Origin of the sequence: Pseudomonas sp. B7 (assembly GCF_016735645.1) — a bacterium.
In the GTDB taxonomy this organism is placed as follows: Bacteria; Pseudomonadota; Gammaproteobacteria; order Pseudomonadales; family Pseudomonadaceae; genus Aquipseudomonas; species Aquipseudomonas glycinae.
The window spans coordinates 52,006-72,015 of record NZ_JAERRE010000009.1; the positions used below are offsets into that span (position 1 = coordinate 52,006).

Sequence of the window (20,010 nt, forward strand, 5' to 3'; positions counted from 1 at the left end):
CCTCAGCGGCTGGCGCGTTTCCAGAAAAACCGCTCCAGCCACGCATCCACACTCAACTTGCCGGCACCGGCGAATACCAGCGGCACCAGTGCGGCGAGGTAGATCGCCGGCAGCTTGAAGTTGCCGAAGCCCTTGTTGGTGATCGCGTAGCCCTGGGCCAGTTCGCTCAGCGAAGACCAGTCTGCCGGCCAGTGCACGGCAGCGGTGGCGACGACGGTCACGACAATCAGCGAAATCGCCGAAATCCGCGTGCCGAATCCGATCAGGATCGCCAGTGCGCAGATCAGCTCGGCCCACATCGAAAGCTCCCAGTTCAGCGTGGCGGGCAAGTGGTCGAAGGGGAACGGGAACCGCTCCTGAATGTCTTCGAACCAGTTCTGGCCGTTGAATTTCTCCAGCCCCGATTCGAAAAATTCCCAGGCGATGAACAGGCGCAAGGTCAGCGGCGCGAGCCACTGGCCGGCGCGGTCGAGGTTCCAGTGCAGGCCTTTGACGGCCGACGAGAGAGCTGTGGTCATGGGAAGGCTCCATTCATTCAAGGGGAAAACGGGGCACTGGCGTACCCCGTGAAAAGGCTTATTCGCCGGCGCCGCACTTGCCTTCGCCGCATTTGCCTTCCGAGGTTTTTTCCGCCGAGTCGGCCTTGGCCTGGGTCTGGCTATAGCCGTGATCCAGTTGCTTGACGCTGAACGCGTCTGAAGCCAAAGCCGCGTTGGACAGGGCCAGGCCACCGGCAAGCAGCAGGCCCAGAGTCAGGGAGGTTTTCGAGAGCTTGTTCATAGTGAATCTCCGATGCGATAGGTGAGTTCAAAGGCTTGATCGGGGCTGCCGATCGACAGGTTCATTTGAACGCCGGGCTGTATCGGTGATGTGTCGCGAAGGGCCGGATTTGTGCGCGGGATGTGTCGGGCGTCGGACCGTACACACTGCGATACACAGACCCGGTGTGATTCGATTGCCGGGCGCAGCGTCTAGCCACGGTGTCCCCGCAATCCCATGGGGCGAGACTTCGGAACCCGGCATGCAAGCGCTATTGAACGAGATCCTTGACGCGGTCCGGCCCCTGATCGGGCAGGGCAAGGTGGCTGACTACATTCCCGCCCTCGGCACCGTGCCGGCCAATCAACTGGGCATCGCCGTGTATGGCAACGACGGCGAGATGTATTGCGCCGGCGACGCCGAGACGCCGTTCTCGGTGCAGAGTATTTCCAAGGTGTTCAGCCTGGTGCAGGCCATCGAACATTCCGGCGAGGCGATCTGGGAACGCCTGGGCCACGAGCCGTCCGGCCAGCCGTTCAACTCGCTGGTGCAGCTGGAATTCGAACGCGGCCGTCCGCGCAATCCGTTCATCAATGCCGGGGCGCTGGTGATCTGCGACATCAACCAGTCGCGCTTTGCCGCACCGGCATTGTCGATGCGCGACTTCGTGCGGCGGCTGTCGGGCAACCCGCAGGTGATGGTCGACGGCAAGGTCGCCGATTCCGAATACCAGCACCGCGCGCGCAACGCGGCGATGGCTTACCTGATGCAATCCTTCGGTAACTTCCACAACGACGTTGAAGCGGTGCTGCGCAGCTACTTCAGCCACTGCGCGTTGCGCATGAATTGCATCGATCTGGCCCGGGCATTCTGTTTCCTGGCCAACGACGGATTCTGCAAGCACAGCGGCGAGCAGATTCTTACTCGCCGCCAGACCCAGCAAGTCAACTCGATCATGGCCACCAGCGGCCTCTACGACGAGGCCGGCAACTTCGCCTACCGCGTCGGTCTGCCGGGCAAGAGCGGCGTCGGTGGCGGCATCGTTGCGGTGGTGCCGGGGCAGTTCACGGTGTGCGTGTGGTCGCCGGAGCTGAACACGGCGGGCAACTCGCTGGCGGGGATGGCGGCGCTGGAAATGCTCAGTTCGCGGATTGGCTGGTCGGTGTTCTGAGCCCGTGTTGCTTTGAGGGAGGCCAACCTATACATTTTCCGGCCGCCCTCAATATGGTGAATCCGCTCCATGTCTCTCGCGCTCGAACGTCTCGTCGCTGGCACGCCTATCCCTTTCGCCGGTAACCGCGTCACCGTGGTCAGCCCCGAACTGGCCGAGCGTTTCCGACCCGGCGACCACCTGTTGGTGGAGCAGGTGAGCGGCGAGCTGTTGCTGATTCCGGTGGTGGATCAGCAGGCCGCATCGGTGGCGATCGAGCGTGCAGCGGCGGCGTTTACGGCGTTGTCCGCTGTGCCGGATGAGGCCATCAGCCGCTTCTTCGATCTGTTTGCCCAACGTCTGGAAAACCCGGACGCCTGGGCACTGATCGAAACCGCCAACCTCGCCGACATCGAACGGGCCAAGGCGCGCGGTCGCTCCACCACCCGGTTGCTCGCCGACGAGCGGATGCGCCGCGACATGATCGCCGGTCTGCGTGCCTGGCGTGATGCGCCGGCCACCCGCGGCAAGGTGATCAGCAGCGTCGATCACGACGGCTGGAAGGTCGAGCAGGTGGTGTCGCCGCTGGGCATCGTCGCGTTCGTGTTCGAAGGCCGGCCTAACGTCTTTGCCGACGCTGCTGGTGTACTGCGCACCGGCAACACCGCCGTACTGCGCATTGGCAGCGATGCGCTGGGCACCGCGCAAGCCATCGTCACTCACGCCCTGAACCCGGCGCTGGCCGATGCCGGACTGCCGGCGGGAGCGGTGTCGCTGGTGGAGAGCGTCAACCACGCCGCCGGTTGGGCGATGTTCGCCGACCGGCGTCTGTCGCTGGCGGTGGCCCGTGGTTCGGGGCGTGCGGTCAGCCAGTTGGGCAGCATCGCCCAGCAGGCCGGCACCGCCGTCAGCCTGCACGGCACCGGTGGCGCGTGGCTGATTGCTGATCGCGATGCCGACGCCAAACGCTTCGCCGCGGTGGTACGCAACTCGCTGGACCGCAAAGTCTGCAACACCTTGAACGTCTGCCTGATCCAGCGCGACCGTGCCGCCGAGCTGGTGCCGCTGTTCCTCGACGCCTTGCAGCAGGCCGGCACCGCGCGCGGTCAGGGCTGCAAATTGCACATCGTCGAAGGCAGCGAAAGCTACCTGCCGGGCGAATGGCAGAACGCGACGGTCGAGGTCTATCGCGCCGGGGGTTACCAGACCGAAGCATTGGCCGAGCCGCTGCCGGAAGCGCAACTGGGCCGCGAGTGGGAATGGGAAGAAACCCCGGAAACCAGCCTGATGATCGTCGACGATCTGGATCAGGCCATCGCGCTGTTCAATCGCTACAGCCCGCAATTCACGGTGTCGTTGATCAGCGAAGATCCAGCGGTTCAGGAATGTTTCTACAGCGCGGTCAACGCGCCGTTCGTGGGCAACGGGATTACCCGTTGGGTCGATGGCCAGTACGCGCTGAACAAGCCGGAGCTGGGGCTTTCGAACTGGGAAAGCGGCCGGTTGTTTGCCCGCAGCGCGATCCTCTCGGGGGACGGCGTGTTCACCGTCCGCAGCCGTATGACGCAAATCGATCTGGGCGTAAAACGCTGAACAGAACAACGCCGCGCCCGTCGCAATGACGGGCGCGGCGTTGTGTTTTCAAGCCGCATCGACTGTCTGACCGTACACCGCGCACGTCGACGGTTGCTCGGCCAGCGAGACGAAAGTGCGACGGTCGGCACTCAGCGCGTCGATCGAGCCGGTCTCGATGTCGTACACCCAGCCATGCAGATTCAGCAGGCCTTTCTCCTGGGCCAGGCGCACGCTCGGGTGAGTCTGGATGTTCGCCAGTTGCGCGATCACGTTTTCCCGCACCATCGAACTCAGTTTGGCGGCGTCATTGGCGTGTGGCCGCGATTCGTTGACCACTTTCGCCGACTCGGCGTGTTGCAGCCAGCCGCTGACGGCGGGCAGGTGATCCATGCATTTGCACTGGGCGATGGCGGTCATCGCGCCGCAATCGGAGTGGCCGCAGATCACGATGTCGGTCACGCCGAGCACGGCTACCGCGTATTCCACCGTTGCCGAGACCCCGCCCGGATGCGGGCTGTAGGACGGCACGATATTGCCGGCGTTACGGATCACGAACAGCTCGCCGGGCTCTTGCTGGGTCAGCAGTTCCGGGACGACGCGGCTGTCGGAGCAGGTGATGAACAAGGTGCCCGGGGTTTGAGTCGTCGCCAGGTGTTTGAACAGCTCGGTGCGTTGTGGAAACGCTTCGTTCTGGAACTTCAGGAAGCCTTCGATCAGGTTTTTCATGGTGTAGTCCTTTCAGTTCGAACAGCCGGTGCCGAATTCGCTGTATTGAAGAATGTGTTTTGCGCCGTGGCTGTCGAGGTAAGTCATCTCGACCGGCACTACGCCGCAGATGTCGGCGACCGGGGTGATGTTCACGACTTCAGCGATGTCCAGAGACATGCCGTAGCGGTAGGCGACGGCCTCTTCATCAGCCTGGGCCTGGGCGGCAAGGCCGGCGAGCAGGGTCAGGGTCAACAGAATTTTTTGCATGGGGCAGCCTCCAGACAGGTGTGGTGACGACAGGGCAATTCAGGTTTGGATGGGCCCGCACGCGGTGTACGGGCCCGGAGGGATCAGAACGGACGCAGCGGCAGGAACTTGCCGTCGAGGGTGACCACGGCGCGGGAACCGCCTTCAGGGTCTTCGACTTTCTTGATGTCGAGCTTGAAGTTGATCGCGCTGATGATGCCGTCGCCGAACTGCTCGTGAACCAGCGCCTTCAGGGTGGTGCCGTAGATCTGGATCATCTCGTGGAAGCGGTAGATGGTCGGGTCGGTCGGCACACCGTCGAGGCTGCCGCGCAGCGGGATGATTTGCAGGGCGGCGACGTCTTCGGCGCTCAGCTCAAGCTTGTCGCCGACCACTTCGGCCGCGGCTTTTGGCAGCGGGTGCTGGCCGAGGAGGGCGGCGGTGACGTAGGCCAGGCTCAGGCCGGTGCCGTCGGCCAGATCCTGCCACGACAGGTTTTTCTGTGCCTTGGCATCCAGGGCGCGGGTGGTCAGGGCGATGCGGCTGTCGTTGTAGGCTTGGGATTGCATGGTGCTTCTCCTTTCGGGGTTGGCTTGCTGTGTGGGATTCATCTTCTGCCGATTGATCCATAGCGTCCAAGACCGATATACAATGCAAAGCATAAGCACTGCCTATAGATGGAGCGTCCCATGCTGCTGCGACATTTGCGATACCTGCTGGCTGTGGCCGATCACGGCGGCTTCACCCGGGCGGCCGAGGCGCTGCACGTGTCGCAGCCGACCTTGTCGCAACAGATCCGCCAACTGGAAGAAAGCCTCGGTGTGGATCTGTTCGACCGCACCTCGCGCTCGGTCAAACCCACTGACGCCGGCCAGGCCTATATCGAATGCGCACGACGGGTACTGGTGGAACTGGAGGCGGGCAAGCGCGCGTTGCATGACGTGAAGGACCTGTCCCGAGGCTCGCTGCGCCTGGCTATGACACCGACGTTCATGGCGTATCTGGTCGGGCCGCTGGTGCGCGATTACGTGGCGCGGTATCCGGGGATTCACCTGGAGATTTTCGAGTTGTCGATGGACGACATCGAGGCCGGGCTGGCGGATGACTCGCTGGATATCGCGATTGCCTTCACGCCGGTGCGCAATCCGGACATTGAATGCATTCCGGCATTTGTCGAGACGTTGGGGGTGATGGTCGGGCGCGAGCATCCGCTGTACGACAGCTCATCGGTGCTGACCCCGGATGACATTGCGCAGCTGGATTTCGCCTTGCTGGCGCCGGATTTCATCACGCGGCTATCGATTGACGAGTATTTCCGTCAGCGCGGCATCACGCCCAAGGTGCAGATCGAGGTGAACTCGGTGAGTACGTTGCTGGAAGTGATCCGGCATGCGCCGATTGCGACCATGTTGCCGGAGGCGATTGCGACCGAGGACCGGGCGTTGCGCCGGTTGCATGTCGAAAGCGAGGCGCCGCAGCGGGGAGCGGCGTTATTGCGGCGCCAGAACAACTATCACAGTGCGGCGGCTGAGGCGTTCATGAAGCTGGTGCTGGAAACTCGTTCATGAGCTTTTTTCGCGAGCAATAAAAAGGGCCTGCTTCGTTTTCGAAGCAGGCCCTTTTTATTGAAGTTTTAACTTAGCAGAACCGATCAATCACCCGAACTTCGTTGTTGTTCTGCATCGAGTCCCACGCCTGTTTCAGCGTCTGCAGAACATTACCGATGAAGTCCTTGTCGGCCGCGGCTTTCTTGCCGACATAGCCGTGGCCGCGGCGGTACATCTTCAGACGGGCCAGCAGGTTCTGGTTGTTCCGGTCGAACTCTTCTTCACCAGCATGGGGCGACAGGCAGTCGATATGGACCTGACCCGACTTGCTGATCCACAGAATATGGCTGTCGTGGCTGTCTTTTTGCGCAGCGAACATACGAGCCAGTTCTTCGATAGTAGGTTGATTGTTCAGATTCATGATATTGCCCCTTGACCAGTCTGGTGATCTTTCAAAGTTGATTCGCTAATACAGGTAGCCCATCGGTTAGTTGATCCCTGGCACCGAAACCAGGACGTCAGCGGTCGCCCGTGTGAAGTACGGGGTCATGCGTCTGTTGCATGTAGTCGTGTTGAATAACTGCTACGCAATAGCGTCACAACGAGGAGAAGCAGCGAAAACCGGGAGGCTCCTTGACGACGTTTTCAGGGTCGACCACAAGCGTCTTGAGAATTTTCGCCAGCGCTTCTCGTCCTTGTACTGGACGTTCAGGCCAGGTCAGCTTCTTCAATCTGCCTTGTGGGCAGCGTGTATCCGGAAAAAACAGCTCGGCGGTCAGACGAGCTTGCTCAAGCGTGTTACCAGTGCTCCCGATCGGGGAGACGTCTGCATCATGCAAAAGCCAAACGACGCCGTCAACGGTTTTGTAGTGATTATTTTTGCTCACTACATATTGTCGGACAAAGTCATTCTGGAATGAAAAAAACGGCGTTCAGGCAGCGGGAGAAAGGCTGCGCAGGCAGTAGAACGTGCAGGGATAGCCGTCCACGGTTCCGGTCTGGCGGGTAAAGTCGCCGCCGCTCAGCTCGGGGATGAGCCGGGCCCAGAACCGCTGTGCAGGCAGGTTCGCGTCGACATGGAAAATCTGCCATCGACCGGGCAGGTGGCTCAAGAGGGCAGAGGCGACAAACTGCGCGACGCCTTGGCCACGCCAGCGCCGGCTGACGAAGAAGTAGCCGATGTTGTAGTCGGCGCCCTCGATCAGGAGGTGGTCATCCACGGTCACGAACCCCGCCAGTTCACCGTCGACGTGGATCAGGAATGGTCGGGTCGCCGGTTGGCGCCAGTAATCGTCTTTCAACTGGATCGGGAAGAAACCATGTCCGCCGAGCTTCAGCGGCAGCCACTCGCTGAAGTCGTAGGTGTAGAACTGCATCAGGTTTTCGAGGGTGTCCAGTTCGTCGCGCCGGGCGACGCGCAGTTCGATAAACGACATGCCGCTGCCTCCTGACCATCACTGCAGAAACAGTAGCGTGCAGCGTGCTATTTGGCTGCTGGTTTCGCCACGCGTTTGCTGGTTCCGGTGGTTTTGCGCCGAGTGGTCTTGCGTTTGTTCTTCCATGGCGCAGCGGCCTTGCCGGCAGGTGGCGGGCCGCTGATGGTCAGGCTCAGTCCGGCGCAGCGGGTCACTTGCTTGCTCATCCACGCGGCCTGTTTGGTGACGAATTCTTCCAGACTCATTTCGCCGCTCTGCACCATGTCCAGCGCCTGCTCCCAGATCGCCGTGGTGCCGGGGTCGGCAATCGCGCGCGGTACGGCGTCGATCAGGCTGAACGCGGCGGGCGTGGCGGACAGCGCCTTGCCGTTTTTCACCAGATAGCCGCGATCCAGCAACCCTTGAATGATCGACGCGCGGGTGGCTTCGGTGCCGATGCCGGTGGTGTCCTTGAGTTTCTGCTTGAGCAGCGGATCTTCCACCAGTTTGGCGACGTTCTTCATCGCCTTGATCAGGTCGCCTTCGGTGTAGGGCTTGGGCGGTTGCGTCCACAGGTCCTTGAGCTTCACGTCTGCCACGGCGCATTCGGCACCCTGGGTCAGTGTCGGTAGTGTTTGTGGCGCGGGGGCTTCACGGCCCTTGGCCGGGGCCAGCGCTTCGGGCAACGCGCGTTTCCAGCCCGGCTCGATGATCTGTTTGCCGACAGCGCGCAAGGCTTCCCCGGCGCAATCGAAATCGGCCTGGGTGCGGTCGTATTCGTGATTGGGCAGGAACTGCGCCAGATACCGCGCGCGAATCAGCGTGTAGACCGCGCGGTGCTTGCCGGTCAGGCGCTCCAGGTTTTTCGCGGCAGCGGTCGGGATGATGCCGTGGTGAGCGCTGACCTTGGCGTCGTTCCAGGCGCGGGAGCGACGCTGTGGTTCCAGATGCTCGCGCAGCGCTTCCAGGCTCGGGTCGGCCTGACGCAGCGCTGCGAGAATCCCCGGCGCCTCGTTGTGCTGGCTCAGGGGCAGGTAGCCGCAGTCGCTGCGCGGGTAGGTGATGACTTTGTAGGTTTCGTAGAGGGCCTGGGCGATGTCGAGGGTTTCCTGGGCACCGAGGCCGAGCTTCTTCGAACAGACTTCCTGCAAGGTGCCCAGATCGAAGGGCAGGGGCGCCACTTCGCGCATGCGTTCGGTGCGCAGCTTGACCACCCGGGCGCTGGCAGCGCTACTGATTGCGGCGGCCGCTTGCTGGGCGAGGGCTTGATTGAGGCAGCGATCCTGATCGTCACAGGCATCGTTCGGTGCACGCCATTGCGCGTTGAACGGCGTGTCTCCGTGCAGCAGTTGCACGTCGATGGCCCAGTACGCGACCGGCACGAAGTCAGCGATGCTGCGGTCGCGATCCACCACCAGTCGCAACGTCGGCGTCTGTACCCGGCCCACCGGCAACACGCCTTGATAGCCCGATTGCCGGCCGAGCAGGGTGAACAGCCGACTCATGTTCATCCCGATCAGCCAGTCCGCCCGCGAGCGCCCCAGTGCCGAGTGATACAGGCTGAAGGTTTCGGCGCCCGGTTTGAGTGCCGCCAACGCCTTGCGAATCGAGGCTTCGTCCAGCGCCGACAGCCACAAGCGGCGGATCGGCCCGCGATAGCGACAGTGTTCGACCAGCTCACGGGCGATCATCTCGCCTTCACGGTCGGCGTCGGTGGCGATGATCAGTTCGCTGGCCTCGCCGAGCAGGCGCTTGACCGCCTTGTACTGGCTGGCGGTACGCGGCTTGACAGTCATTTTCCACTTGTCGGGGATGATCGGCAGGTCGGCCAGCACCCAGCGCTTGTATTTGGCGTCGTAGGCGTCCGGCGGCGCGGTTTCCAGCAGGTGGCCGATGCACCAGGTCAACGTGACGTCCGTTCCCAGCCAGCAGCCGTCGCCCCGACGCTTTGCGCCGAGTACGGCCGCAATGTCCTTGGCTTGGGAGGGTTTTTCACAGAGGTACAGCCGCATAACCACCGTCGTCGATCATTGCCCGAAGAGGCGCACAGAATGGCCTGACTCGGGCGTTCGGGCAACTTTTATCTGTATGGATATACAGATAAAAGGATTGCCGGTCATGACAGCGCGCGTCGGGGCAATCCGGGACGCTATCGAGAAATTGATTAGCGCCCCCGTTGGCGGCTGTGGCAGGTTCAATCTGCCTGACAAGGCGAGTGACAGGACGATCTCGCCAGAAGATCGCCGTTTTCTGTCTGACACTGACTCTTCAGAAACAAGGACGTACACCATGTCTCAACCTTCCTCCCAGGCCAGCAGCGCCTACACCGCCGTCGACACCTTCAGTCACCTGTACGACCGGGGCACCGGCACCGTCAATGGCAAACCGTCGTTCACCGCCGACCAGGCCGCTGACGAAATCCTGCGCAAGGGCATGTCGTGGCAGGACAAGAATGCCGACGGCAAGATTGATCTGACCTACACGTTCCTGACCGACAAACCGTCGAACTACAACGCGAAACTCGGCAACTTCAGCGAGTTCAGCGCCCAGCAAAAAGCCCAGGCCGTGCTGTCGATGCAATCGTGGTCGGACGTGGCCAAAGTCACCTTCACCGAAGGCAAGGGCGGCGACGGTCACATGACCTTCGGCAACTACGACGTCAGCACCGGCGGCGCAGCGTTCGCCTACCTGCCGCAGGGCAGCAGCTACGACGGTCAATCGTGGTACCTGATCAACGATCAGTACCAGGTCAACAAGACCCCGGACGCCAACAACTACGGGCGTCAGACCCTGACCCACGAAATCGGCCACACCCTCGGCCTGTCGCACCCGGGCGCCTACAACGCCGGCAACGGCAACCCGACCTACGGCGACGCCAAATACGCCGAAGACACCCGTGGCTACAGCCTGATGAGCTACTGGAGCGAAGCCAACACCGACCAGAACTTCAGCAAGGACGGCAGCGGCGCCTACGCCTCGGCACCGTTGATGGACGACATCGTCGCGGTGCAGAAACTCTACGGCGCCAACTTCGAAACCCGTGCCGACAACACCGTGTACGGCTTCAACTCGAACGCCGATCGCGACTTCTACAGCGCCACGTCGAACACCTCGAAAGTGGTGTTCTCGGTGTGGGACGGCGGCGGCAATGACACCCTGGATTTCTCCGGCTTCAACCAAAACCAGAAGATCAACCTCAACGAAGGCTCGTTCTCCGATGTCGGCGGTCTGGTGGGCAACGTGTCCATCGCCCACGGTGTGACCGTGGAAAATGCCATTGGCGGTTCGGGCAGTGACCTGCTGATCGGCAACGCGGCGGCCAACGATCTGATCGGCGGTGCCGGCAACGACATCATTTATGGCGGTGGCGGCGGTGATTCGCTGTGGGGCGGTGAAGGCGCAGACACCTTCGTGTTCGGCGCGGCCAGCGACTCGACCATGACCGCGCCGGACTGGATCATGGATTTCACCAGCGGCCTGGACAAGATCGACCTGTCGGGCATCGCTGGGTTCGCCACCGGCGCAGCCACGCTGAACTTCGTCAGCGGCTTCACTGGCCACGCCGGCGACGCAATCCTCACGTACTTCGAACAGACCAACCAGACCAGCCTGATGATCGACCTCACAGGCCAGGGCTCGGTGGACTTCGCGGTGGGTGTGGTGGGGCAGGCGGTGGCGACCGATATCGTCGCGTGATCTGAGTCCAAAAAAAACCGCAGTCCTTCACAGGCTGCGGTTTTTTTGTTTTCGGACATCGCTCCACGATAGTGAAATCCGTTACTGCTCGGTCTCGAGAATCGACGTGACGGGGGCGTTACGGACTCTGGCAAACCACCAGAGCGCCGCTACGCCCAGCAGCGTCGCCAGCACGGCCAGAATCAGAATCACACGTTGTGTCCCCAATGGCGCGGCGAGCAGTGCGACCAGCAGACCGGCCAGCGGTTGCGACAAGTTGTTGAGCAGGGTGATCACGCCCACTGTCTTGCCGAAGTCCTGGGGGGGAATGACTCGCTGGCGAATGCTGCGCATGTAGACGTTGAACATCTTGTCGAAGCCGACGATCAGCAGGAAACCCAGCACATAACCCGCCAGGTTCGGGCTCAGGGCGCTGATGAAGGCGCCGGCGGCAAGCATCGAACAGGCAACCCCACCCAGTACGCGCAACGGCAACACCACCCGGGCGAGGAAAAACAGAATCACGATGGTGGTCACCGCGCCAGCCGCTTGCAGCACGGCGTAGTCGTCCTTGCCGGCGCTGTATTGACCGAGCACCATGGCCGCCGAAGTGGCCAGAGTGACCCCGACAATCAGGTTGACCCCGACCGCCAGGGCGATGATCTTTTTCAGCTCCGCCCGTTCGCGGATATGCCTGAACGCGATGCGCAGAGGCTGCAGCCAGATGTCCTGATGCTGCTCGAACACCTCGAGGGTGATACGACTGAAACGTTGCCACACCCGCATGCTCAGGTCGGCCAGCAAGAACAGCCCGGCCACCCACAGCACCACCCAGTGCCAGGCCGAAACCTCCAGCAGCAATGCCGCCACCAAGGGGCCCAGAACCAGTCCGGTCTGGTCGGCTATCTGCGAGTAGGACAGGGTTTTGGTGTAGCTGTAGTGCTGGAAAATATGCGGCATCAGCACTTCGCGGGCCATGATGCCCTGAGTGGTCAGCACGCCGCACAGCGCAGACAGCACCACAAGCCACGCGATACCGCCGAAGACGGCATAAAGCCCTACCGCCAACACGCAGAGCAGCGCCCGGTAGACCTGACTGATGTGCAGAATTCTGATGGGCGAGAACTTGTCGCACAGGGCCCCGCACAACGGAAACGCGAGAAAGCGCGGCAGCGACTCGACGAAGAATGCAAGCCCCGCCCAAGACGCGCTGTTGGTGGTCTGGAATACCACCAGCGGCACGATGAACAACAGGATCTGATCCGCCAGCCGCGAGAGGAACAGCGAGATGAAAAAAGCCAGGTAATCCTTACGCATGATGACTCCTGTCGATCGGCGTTTTGGCCGCTTTGCGCGTGATATGAAACCAGAAACCGTCGCCTCCGCAAGCGGCGGTCATATCTGATTGAAGAAAGGCCGTTCGGCTGCGAACCCGACGAGAATCTCCCGCATGGGTTATACCTGAACCGGTGCCTTCGCCGCCGTCAGGAGAAACCGATGAAAACGTCCGGTCCCAGTCCCGTCATCACCATCGCCGAGCAGCCAGGCTGCCTGCTTGTGAAATTCCACGGCATACAGGTCGCCGCCTCAGCTCGGGCGCTGGTGCTGCTCGAAGCCAATTACCCGCCGGTCTACTACATCCCCCGCGAGGACATCGACGAGAAGTACTTCGCCCGCACCGACCACACCACCTACTGCCCGTACAAGGGCGATGCCAACTATTTCAGTCTGCAAGTGCCGGGGCATGAGGGGGCGAACGCGGTGTGGACGTACGAACATCCGAAGATTTCTGTGAGCCAGATCAAGGACTATGTGGCGTTTTATCCCGATCAGGTGAAGTTTGAAGTTATAGATGTCGATGGATGAATGTAAAAGGTGCCCGTCAGTCGGAAATCGATAACGGGCTTGTATAGTCATGCATTCATGAAAGCAGGAGAAGAGTCGACTTGGAGATTGATGGAGTAACGAAGTCGATCACTCGCTTTGGAACAAGATATTTTGATGGATGCTATATTTTTCTTTGAGAAACGAACCAAAGAAAGCCGAAAGATCAAGTCCGTCCAGTTTTCTCAAATAGTTTATCGCACTGGTAGATCTGTCGAAATTTGTAGAGTTTGAAAGGTTGGCCGAGTGGAGCGCCTGCGAAACATCCGAGGGTTTCATCATCAGACCAGAGATCTCAGTGTCAAACGCTTCATCTATCCAGTTGAGCTGGATGTTTCTGAGCGTATCGATCCCGACGGGTTGAAATACCTTATTCTCGGATGTCACGTCTGGACTCTGGCTTGAATTTGTCAGACCGTTAAAAAATGAGTTCCATGGTTGTGCGAAGCCGACAGATTCTGGATCTGAGTGAAAAACGATACTCGGCGTGGTGGATTTGTCGTAGCTATAGCGGTGGAGGTAATGATCTACCAAACGATGAGGAACGATGGTGATCAACCCATTGAAGTGTCGAGTAAAAAAAGACTGTGTTTTGCCAGTGCTGGCATCCGTGTAATCGTTATTGAGATATTCCCAGACCTGATGCCGTTTTAACACAATGGCCAAATCAATTCGGGTGTCGAGTTCGTTTTCAGAAACGAAAGTTGGGCATACATAGGCTGCAGTAGAGCGAAGTGACAACCAATACAATGCATTGTGTTGCAGCGGCTCGTCAGTTCCCTTGTGCTTGCGTAGATAAAATGTGAAAACGCCTGGTTTGGTATTTAACGGAATTGATTCTCGCGAAGAGATTATTTCGCTGCTTGATTTGTAGGAATGGAAGCTTGAAGTTTTAGCCTGTATGTAAAAAGGCTTGACGCTTGTTGCGACAGCATCATAACCACCCCTGTAGCGTTCCTGCCTCTGCGTAACTTGTCTGATTTTTGCTTTTCCTCCGTTTCCGCCTGGAAGTGTGCGCAACATTCTATCTATCAGGGTTAGTAGTTCAGCTTCATCGAACTGGGGTGTAGAAATCACGTTTTCGTCCTTGATGGCTGTGGCGATATTTCGCTGATCGAGTGAAGAGGCTGGAGTATCTGCTGGAAGCAAGATGGTATTGAAGTGCCATCAATTTGTCGATTACTAAAGTGCAGCAAAAAAAGCCGCTTCAAGGTTTAACTTGAAGCGGCTTAGTGGATGTATCAGTTCTTGTCGAGGTCGATATTCTTGGTCTCACGCAAGCAAATCATCCCCACCACCAGGCTCACCCCTGTAATCAGCACCGGGTACCACAGCCCGTAGAAGATATCCCCGGTGTACACCACCAGCGCAAACGACACGGTGGGCAGGAAACCGCCGAACCAGCCGTTGCCAATGTGATACGGCAGGGACATCGAGGTGTAGCGGATGCGGGTCGGAAACAGTTCGACCATCAGCGCCGCGAGCGGGCCGTAGCACATGGCGGAGATGATGATCAGGCCGACGATCAGGGCCACGATCATCGGTTTGTTGATCTGCTGCAGGTCAGCCTGTTGCGGATAACCGGCGAGGGTGATGGCGCCGCGTAAGGCTGCTTCGTCGAAGCCGTCGAGTTTCACATCGCCGACGCTCACTTGCACCGTGCTGCCCGCCGGGGCGGCGACGCTGGAGTAGGGCAGGCCTTGCTTGACCAGGAAGGTCTTGACCTTGTCGCACGGGCTGTCGAATTTGGCCTTGCCCACCGGATCGAACTGGAAGGTGCAGGTCGCCGGATCCGCCACCACGGTGATTGGTGCCTGTCGGCTGGCGTGGTCGATGGCCGGGTTGGCGTAGTGGGCCAGGGATTTGAAGATCGGGAAGTACAGCGCGGTGGCCAGCAGCAAGCCAAGCATCAGCACCGGTTTGCGCCCGACCTTGTCCGACAGCCAACCGAAAATGATGAAGAACGGCGCGCCGATCACCACGCTGATTATCAGCAGACTGTTGGCCACCGCCGGGTCCATTTTCAGGAACTGGGTGAGGAAGAACAGCACGTAGAACTGCGCCGCATAAAAGGTCACCGCCTGGCCGGCGTTGATGCTGAACAGGGCGATCAGCACGACCTTGAGGTTTTCCCATTTGCCGAAGGATTCGCGGATCGGCGCCTTGCTGGCCTTGCCTTCCTCTTTCATTTTCAGATAGGCCGGCGACTCGTGCAGGCTCAGGCGAATCCAGGTGGAGATGCCCAGCAGCACGATCGACAGCAGGAACGGAATGCGCCAGCCCCAGACTTCGAACTGATCGCCGGTGAAGTAGCGGCAACCCAGCACCACCAGCAATGACAGCAGCAGACCGAGGGTGGCAGTGGATTGAATCCAACTGGTGTGGAAGCCGCGCTTGCCGATCGGCGCGTGCTCCGCCACGTAAGTCGCAGCGCCGCCGTATTCGCCGCCGAGGGCCAGGCCCTGCAGCATGCGCAGCACCACCAGAATGATCGGCGCGGCGATGCCGATGCTGGCGTAGGTCGGCAGCAGGCCCACGGCGAACGTCGCCACGCCCATCAGGATGATGGTCGCCAGGAACGTGTATTTGCGCCCGATCATGTCCCCCAACCGACCGAACACCAGCGCCCCGAACGGCCGCACGATGAAGCCTGCGGCGAACGCCATCAGCGCGAAGATGAACGCGGTGGTGTCGTTGACCCCGGCGAAGAACTGCTTGCTGATCACCGCCGCCAGGGCGCCGTAGAGAAAGAAGTCATACCACTCGAACACCGTCCCCAGGGACGAGGCGAAGATGACCTTTCGGGTATCGGGGCTGGCGTCCGTGCTGCGCACGGCATCCAGTGGCTGAACGTGTTCTGACATATCGGTATCCCTCACAGTGATTGTTTTTGTTGTTTCCACTGGTGTTGCGTGTCCGGGTGATGCGCGATGTCCTTGAATCAAATATGCCCTTTTTGAGAGCCAGCCTGCTGGCAATGGCGGTTAATCAGCCGACATGATTGTTGAATGTCACTCCGTCATCGCTGGCAAGCCAGCTCCCACAGGGGTTGTGTTTATAGTTGCGGGGTTGAGAATCAGCTGTGCCGCTTTCTCGGCAATCATCAGCGTAGGCGAACAAGTGTTGCCGGAGGTGATGCGCGGCATGATCGAAGCATCGGCAATCCGCAGCCCCGGTACGCCGTGCACGCGCAACTGTGCGTCGACCACCGCGTCCGCATCGTTGCCCATGCGGCAGGTGCCGACCGGGTGAAAAATCGTCGTGCCGATCTTCGCCGCCGCTGCGTGCAGTTGTTCTTCGGTCTGCAGGCTGGCGCCCGGCAGGTACTCCACCGGGTTGAAAGCTTGCAGGGCCGGGGCGCTGACGATGCGCCGGGTCAGGCGAATCGCATCGGCGGCCACGCGCAGGTCTTCGGGATGGCTGAGGTAATTGGGCTGGATCAGCGGCGCTGCTTGCGGATCGGCGGAACGGATCTCGACCCGGCCCCGGCTCTGCGGCCGTAAATCACACACCGATGCGGTGAACGCCGGGAAGCTGTGCAACGGTTCGCCAAAGCGCTCCAGCGACAGCGGCTGCACGTGATATTCGAGGTTGGCGGAGGTCTGTTCCGGCCCCGAGCGGGCAAACGCGCCCAGCTGACTCGGCGCCATCGACAACGGCCCGCTGCGGTCATACAGATAACGCAGGCCCATGCCCATCTTGCCCCACACGCTACCGGCGATCTGGTTGAGGGTGCGGGCGTTTTCCAGTTTGTAGATCAGGCGCAGTTGCAGGTGATCCTGCAGGTTGCCGCCGACGCCCGGCAATTCATGCACCACGCCGATGCCGAGCTTTTCCAGCAGCGGACGCGGCCCGATTCCGGAGCGTTGCAGAATGCTCGGCGAGCCCACGGAGCCGGCGCACAACACGATTTCCTTGCGCGCCTTGAAATTCTTCTGTTGACCCTGCCAACGGGCACTGACTTTCGAAGCGCGACCGTCCTCGAACAGCACTCGATCCACCTCGATGTCGGTCAACACCGTGAGATTGGCCCGATCGCGAATCGGCTTCAGAAACGCCTTCGCCGCATTCCAGCGCACCCCGGCCTTCTGATTGACCTGAAAGTAGCCGCAACCCTCGTTGTCGCCCTGGTTGAAGTCATCGATGCTGGCGATGCCGCTCTGTTCGGCAGCGCTGCGGAAGGCATCGAGAATCGGCCACGACAGGCGCTGGCGTTCGACTCGCCACTCACCCTTGTCGCCATGAAAGTCCGCCGCGCCGGCAAAGTGGTTTTCGCTCTGCTTGAACAGCGGCAGCACGTCATTCCAGGCCCAGCCCGGATTGCCCTCCGCAGCCCAGCCGTCGTAGTCGTTGGCCTGGCCGCGCATGTAGATCATGCCGTTGATCGACGAACAGCCGCCCAGCACCTTGCCGCGCGGATAACTCAGCGCGCGGCCATTGAGGCCCGGTTGTTCTTCGGTCTTGAAGCACCAGTCGGTGCGCGGGTTGCCGATGCAGAACAGGTAACCCACGGGGATGTGAATCCACGGATAGTTGTCGCGCCCGCCGGCTTCCAGCAACAGCACGCGCTGCTGTGGATCGGCCGACAGCCGATTGGCCAGCAAACACCCGGCCGGTCCGGCGCCGACCACGATGTAGTCGAATTCATCGAGGGAAGTCTGCATTCCCTGACCTCGCTTATTGTTTTTGTTGTCGGTCATCCTAGTTGTTAGCTTTCGTCAAAAGAATGTTAGTTTTTGCGCAGCCGCTGTGCGTTTTCAAACAGCGCTTCCTGACGATAGCCAACAAGGACAAGCCATGTTCGACTGGAACGACCTGCGGTTCTTTCTCGAGTTGCAACGCAGCGGGCGCTTGCTCACTGCCGCCCGCCGCCTGAACACCACTCACGCCACCGTGGCCCGGCACATCGAGGCCATCGAAAAAAGCCTCGGCACCGCGCTCTTCGTCCAGCACGCCCAAGGCTACGAAATGACTCCGGCGGGGGAGGCGCTGCTCAAACACGCCGAAGCCATGGAAAACGTCGCGCTGCTGGCTCAGGAAGAAATCACCCAATCGACGGCGCCGCTGGGCAAGATCCGCGTCGGGGTCACCGAAGGCCTCGGCATCATGTTTCTCGCCAGCCGCATGATCGGGTTGTTCGAACGCTACCTGGGACTGGAAGTGGAACTGGTGGCGGTGCCGCGCTTCGTCAGCATCCTCAATCGCGAGGCGGAAATCAGCATTCACCTTGAACGGCCGGCGGCGGACATGCTGGTCACCCGCAAACTCACCGACTACCGACTCGCGCTCTATGCCAGCCGCGCCTACCTGGACAACGCGCCGCCATTGCGCAGCCGCGAGGATCTTGGCCGGCATGCGTGGATCGGCTATGTCGATGATCTGCTGTTCAGTCAGGAGCTGATGTTTCTCAACAGCTTCTGTCGCAACCCACGGGTGGTGTTTCACAGCACCAGCGTGATCGCCCAGCAGCAGGCGGCGCGCTCGGGGCTGGGGATTGCGGTGCTGCCTTGTTACATGGCGGCGTCGGACCCGGATCTGGTGGCGCTGTTGCCGGATGAGAGCATTGAGCGCAGTTACTGGATCAGTACGCGGCGCGAGTTGCACAAATCGGTGCGGTTGCGGGTGGTCTGGGATTACGTCGTGGGCTTGTGCGAAGGCGAGCGCGAGTTGTTAATGGGCCAGTAAAGACGGCTGTTTCATGCAACTAAAACGCTTGGCAAAAGGTCATTCGATTTGCGGAGGTTGAGTCATCTCGCAGAACCTCGACAACGAAGACGTTACCCGTGGCCACTCACCTCGATCGCCGTAATAACCTGTCTCTCGACAGCCTGAATTTTTTCCTCGCCGACGTGCGTGACGGCCTGGGGCCCTATTTGGCGATTTACCTGCTGGCGGTTCACCACTGGGAGCCGGCGAGCATCGGTCTGGTGATGACCATAGCCGGGATCGCCGCACTGATCACGCAGACCCCGGCAGGTGCGCTGGTCGACAGCACGCGCTTCAAACGGTCGCTCATTGCGGTTGCCGCGCTGGTGGTCACCGCAAGCTGTCTGCTGCTGCCGTTTGTGACGTCGTTCAGTCTGGTGGCCCTGACGCAGGCGATCAGTGCCGCTGCCGCTTCGATCTTCGCGCCCGCCATTTGCGCGATCACCCTGGGTATCACCGGGCCGCGAGCCTTCACGCGAAGGACCGGGCGCAACGAAACCTTCAACCATGCCGGCAACGCCTGCGCCGCGTTGTTGGCCGGTTTGTCCGCGTACCTGTTTGGTCCGGTTGCGGTGTTTTATTTGATGGCGGTCATGGCGCTGGCCAGTGTGATTGCCGTTTCGTTCGTATCGGCCGACGCCATTGATCACGATCTCGCCCGGGGTCTGGAGCCCAGCGCAACGGGGCAGGGCAAGCAGCCTTCGGGCTTTTCCGTGTTGCTCACCAACAGGCCGCTGCTGATGTTCGCGATTTGTTGTGCGCTGTTTCATCTGGCGAACGCGGCGATGTTGCCGCTGGTGAGTCAGAAACTGGCGCAGGCCAATCTGCAGATGGCCACGCCACTCACGTCCGCCTGCATCGTCGCGGCACAACTGGTGATGGTGCCGGTCGCGCTGCTGGTGGGGGCGAAGGCCGATCTGTGGGGGCGCAAGCCGTTGCTGCTGGCGGGGTTTATGATCCTGCCATTGCGCGGTGTGCTGTATGTGCTGTCGAACGATCCGTGGTGGCTGGTTTCGGTGCAGTTGCTCGATGGCATCGGCGCGGGGATTTTCGGCGCGCTGTTTCCGGTGGTGGTGAAAGACCTGACGCTGGGCACCGGACATTTCAATGTCAGTCTCGGGGCGATTTCAACGGTGTTCGGTCTGGGCGCGGCATTGAGCAACAGCCTGGCGGGGATTGTGGTTCAGGAGGCCGGTTACAGCGCTGCGTTCCTGACCCTGGCGGCGGTGGCAATGGCGGCGCTGGTGCTGCTCTGGTTGGCAGTGCCGGAGACGGTGCAGCGCTCCGATACCGACTCGATCGCCCTGCAAGGCAAGGCGCCGCCGATGGTTGCGCCATGACTCAA

General features: G+C 60.7%; 20 protein-coding genes. 8 read left to right on the forward strand and 12 right to left on the reverse strand.

The features are described from left to right. Nucleotides 1–2: 2 nt before the first annotated feature. Both JKA62_RS20010 and JKA62_RS20015 read right to left on the reverse strand, forming a co-directional pair. A complete protein-coding gene (locus tag JKA62_RS20010) occupies nucleotides 3–518 on the reverse strand; it encodes an HvfX family Cu-binding RiPP maturation protein (RefSeq protein WP_011334747.1) in 516 nt (171 codons plus the stop codon). A gap of 58 nt (nucleotides 519–576) precedes the next feature. Further along, nucleotides 577–780: an HvfA family oxazolone/thioamide-modified RiPP metallophore gene (locus JKA62_RS20015; protein WP_011334746.1), complete on the reverse strand. Its 204-nt coding sequence runs from the start codon at nucleotides 778–780 to the stop codon at nucleotides 577–579. A gap of 241 nt (nucleotides 781–1,021) precedes the next feature. Between JKA62_RS20015 and glsB the strand changes: the two genes are divergently transcribed. Together glsB and JKA62_RS20025 are read left to right on the forward strand one after the other, a co-directional pair. After that, complete coding sequence (glsB, locus tag JKA62_RS20020; RefSeq protein ID WP_011334745.1) at nucleotides 1,022–1,930, forward strand: glutaminase B; 909 nt, start codon at nucleotides 1,022–1,024, stop codon at nucleotides 1,928–1,930. A gap of 69 nt (nucleotides 1,931–1,999) precedes the next feature. Then, a complete protein-coding gene (locus tag JKA62_RS20025) occupies nucleotides 2,000–3,502 on the forward strand; it encodes an aldehyde dehydrogenase family protein (protein ID WP_011334744.1) in 1,503 nt (500 codons plus the stop codon). A gap of 48 nt (nucleotides 3,503–3,550) precedes the next feature. Here JKA62_RS20025 and JKA62_RS20030 read toward each other — a convergent pair whose 3' ends face one another. From JKA62_RS20030 to cynS, 3 genes are all read right to left on the reverse strand, one after another. Further along, the gene (locus tag JKA62_RS20030; RefSeq protein ID WP_011334743.1) at nucleotides 3,551–4,210 is read right to left on the reverse strand and encodes a carbonic anhydrase; all 660 of its coding nucleotides are present in this window, start codon (nucleotides 4,208–4,210) and stop codon (nucleotides 3,551–3,553) included. 12 nt (nucleotides 4,211–4,222) lie between these two features. After that, nucleotides 4,223–4,459, reverse strand: a complete 237-nt coding sequence (locus tag JKA62_RS20035) for a DUF2790 domain-containing protein (protein WP_011334742.1) — start codon at nucleotides 4,457–4,459, stop codon at nucleotides 4,223–4,225. Between the two features lie 83 nt (nucleotides 4,460–4,542). Next, nucleotides 4,543–5,007: a cyanase gene (gene cynS / locus JKA62_RS20040; protein WP_011334741.1), complete on the reverse strand. Its 465-nt coding sequence runs from the start codon at nucleotides 5,005–5,007 to the stop codon at nucleotides 4,543–4,545. Nucleotides 5,008–5,127: 120 nt separating this feature from the next. Here cynS and cynR point away from each other — a divergent pair, with 120 nt between their 5' ends. Continuing rightward, entirely contained in the window at nucleotides 5,128–6,006 is an 879-nt protein-coding gene (gene cynR / locus JKA62_RS20045; protein WP_011334740.1) for a transcriptional regulator CynR, read from the forward strand. Nucleotides 6,007–6,076: 70 nt separating this feature from the next. Here cynR and JKA62_RS20050 read toward each other — a convergent pair whose 3' ends face one another. Continuing rightward, nucleotides 6,077–6,406, reverse strand: coding sequence for a hypothetical protein (locus tag JKA62_RS20050; protein ID WP_011334739.1), 330 nt, complete (start codon nucleotides 6,404–6,406; stop codon nucleotides 6,077–6,079). Nucleotides 6,407–6,533: 127 nt separating this feature from the next. Here JKA62_RS20050 and JKA62_RS28960 point away from each other — a divergent pair, with 127 nt between their 5' ends. Continuing rightward, the gene (locus JKA62_RS28960) at nucleotides 6,534–6,905 is read left to right on the forward strand and encodes a hypothetical protein (protein WP_236676604.1); all 372 of its coding nucleotides are present in this window, start codon (nucleotides 6,534–6,536) and stop codon (nucleotides 6,903–6,905) included. A 12-nt stretch (nucleotides 6,906–6,917) separates the two neighbouring features. Here JKA62_RS28960 and JKA62_RS20060 read toward each other — a convergent pair whose 3' ends face one another. Then, on the reverse strand, nucleotides 6,918–7,421 hold the full coding sequence (locus JKA62_RS20060) for a GNAT family N-acetyltransferase (RefSeq protein ID WP_011334737.1): 504 nt from the start codon (nucleotides 7,419–7,421) through the stop codon (nucleotides 6,918–6,920). Between the two features lie 47 nt (nucleotides 7,422–7,468). Then, entirely contained in the window at nucleotides 7,469–9,412 is a 1,944-nt protein-coding gene (locus JKA62_RS20065) for a DNA topoisomerase III (protein ID WP_201819139.1), read from the reverse strand. A gap of 277 nt (nucleotides 9,413–9,689) precedes the next feature. Between JKA62_RS20065 and JKA62_RS20070 the strand changes: the two genes are divergently transcribed. Continuing rightward, entirely contained in the window at nucleotides 9,690–11,096 is a 1,407-nt protein-coding gene (locus tag JKA62_RS20070) for a serralysin family metalloprotease (RefSeq protein WP_011334735.1), read from the forward strand. 81 nt (nucleotides 11,097–11,177) lie between these two features. On the opposite strand, the gene JKA62_RS20075 is transcribed toward JKA62_RS20070, so the two are convergent. Next, entirely contained in the window at nucleotides 11,178–12,392 is a 1,215-nt protein-coding gene (locus tag JKA62_RS20075; RefSeq protein ID WP_011334734.1) for an MFS transporter, read from the reverse strand. 180 nt (nucleotides 12,393–12,572) lie between these two features. Here JKA62_RS20075 and JKA62_RS20080 point away from each other — a divergent pair, with 180 nt between their 5' ends. Continuing rightward, entirely contained in the window at nucleotides 12,573–12,941 is a 369-nt protein-coding gene (locus JKA62_RS20080) for a DUF427 domain-containing protein (protein ID WP_011334733.1), read from the forward strand. Between the two features lie 108 nt (nucleotides 12,942–13,049). Here the strand turns inward: JKA62_RS20080 and JKA62_RS20085 are convergent, their stop codons facing one another. From JKA62_RS20085 to JKA62_RS20095, 3 genes are all read right to left on the reverse strand, one after another. Further along, entirely contained in the window at nucleotides 13,050–14,036 is a 987-nt protein-coding gene (locus JKA62_RS20085; protein WP_011334732.1) for a hypothetical protein, read from the reverse strand. A 164-nt stretch (nucleotides 14,037–14,200) separates the two neighbouring features. After that, a complete protein-coding gene (locus tag JKA62_RS20090) occupies nucleotides 14,201–15,823 on the reverse strand; it encodes an MFS transporter (RefSeq protein ID WP_011334731.1) in 1,623 nt (540 codons plus the stop codon). Between the two features lie 147 nt (nucleotides 15,824–15,970). Beyond that, nucleotides 15,971–17,623: a GMC family oxidoreductase gene (locus tag JKA62_RS20095; protein WP_011334730.1), complete on the reverse strand. Its 1,653-nt coding sequence runs from the start codon at nucleotides 17,621–17,623 to the stop codon at nucleotides 15,971–15,973. Between the two features lie 133 nt (nucleotides 17,624–17,756). Here JKA62_RS20095 and JKA62_RS20100 point away from each other — a divergent pair, with 133 nt between their 5' ends. Next, nucleotides 17,757–18,644: a LysR family transcriptional regulator gene (locus tag JKA62_RS20100; RefSeq protein WP_011334729.1), complete on the forward strand. Its 888-nt coding sequence runs from the start codon at nucleotides 17,757–17,759 to the stop codon at nucleotides 18,642–18,644. A 98-nt stretch (nucleotides 18,645–18,742) separates the two neighbouring features. After that, a complete protein-coding gene (locus JKA62_RS20105) occupies nucleotides 18,743–20,005 on the forward strand; it encodes an MFS transporter (protein WP_011334728.1) in 1,263 nt (420 codons plus the stop codon). The last annotated feature ends 5 nt before the right edge of the window (nucleotides 20,006–20,010 follow it).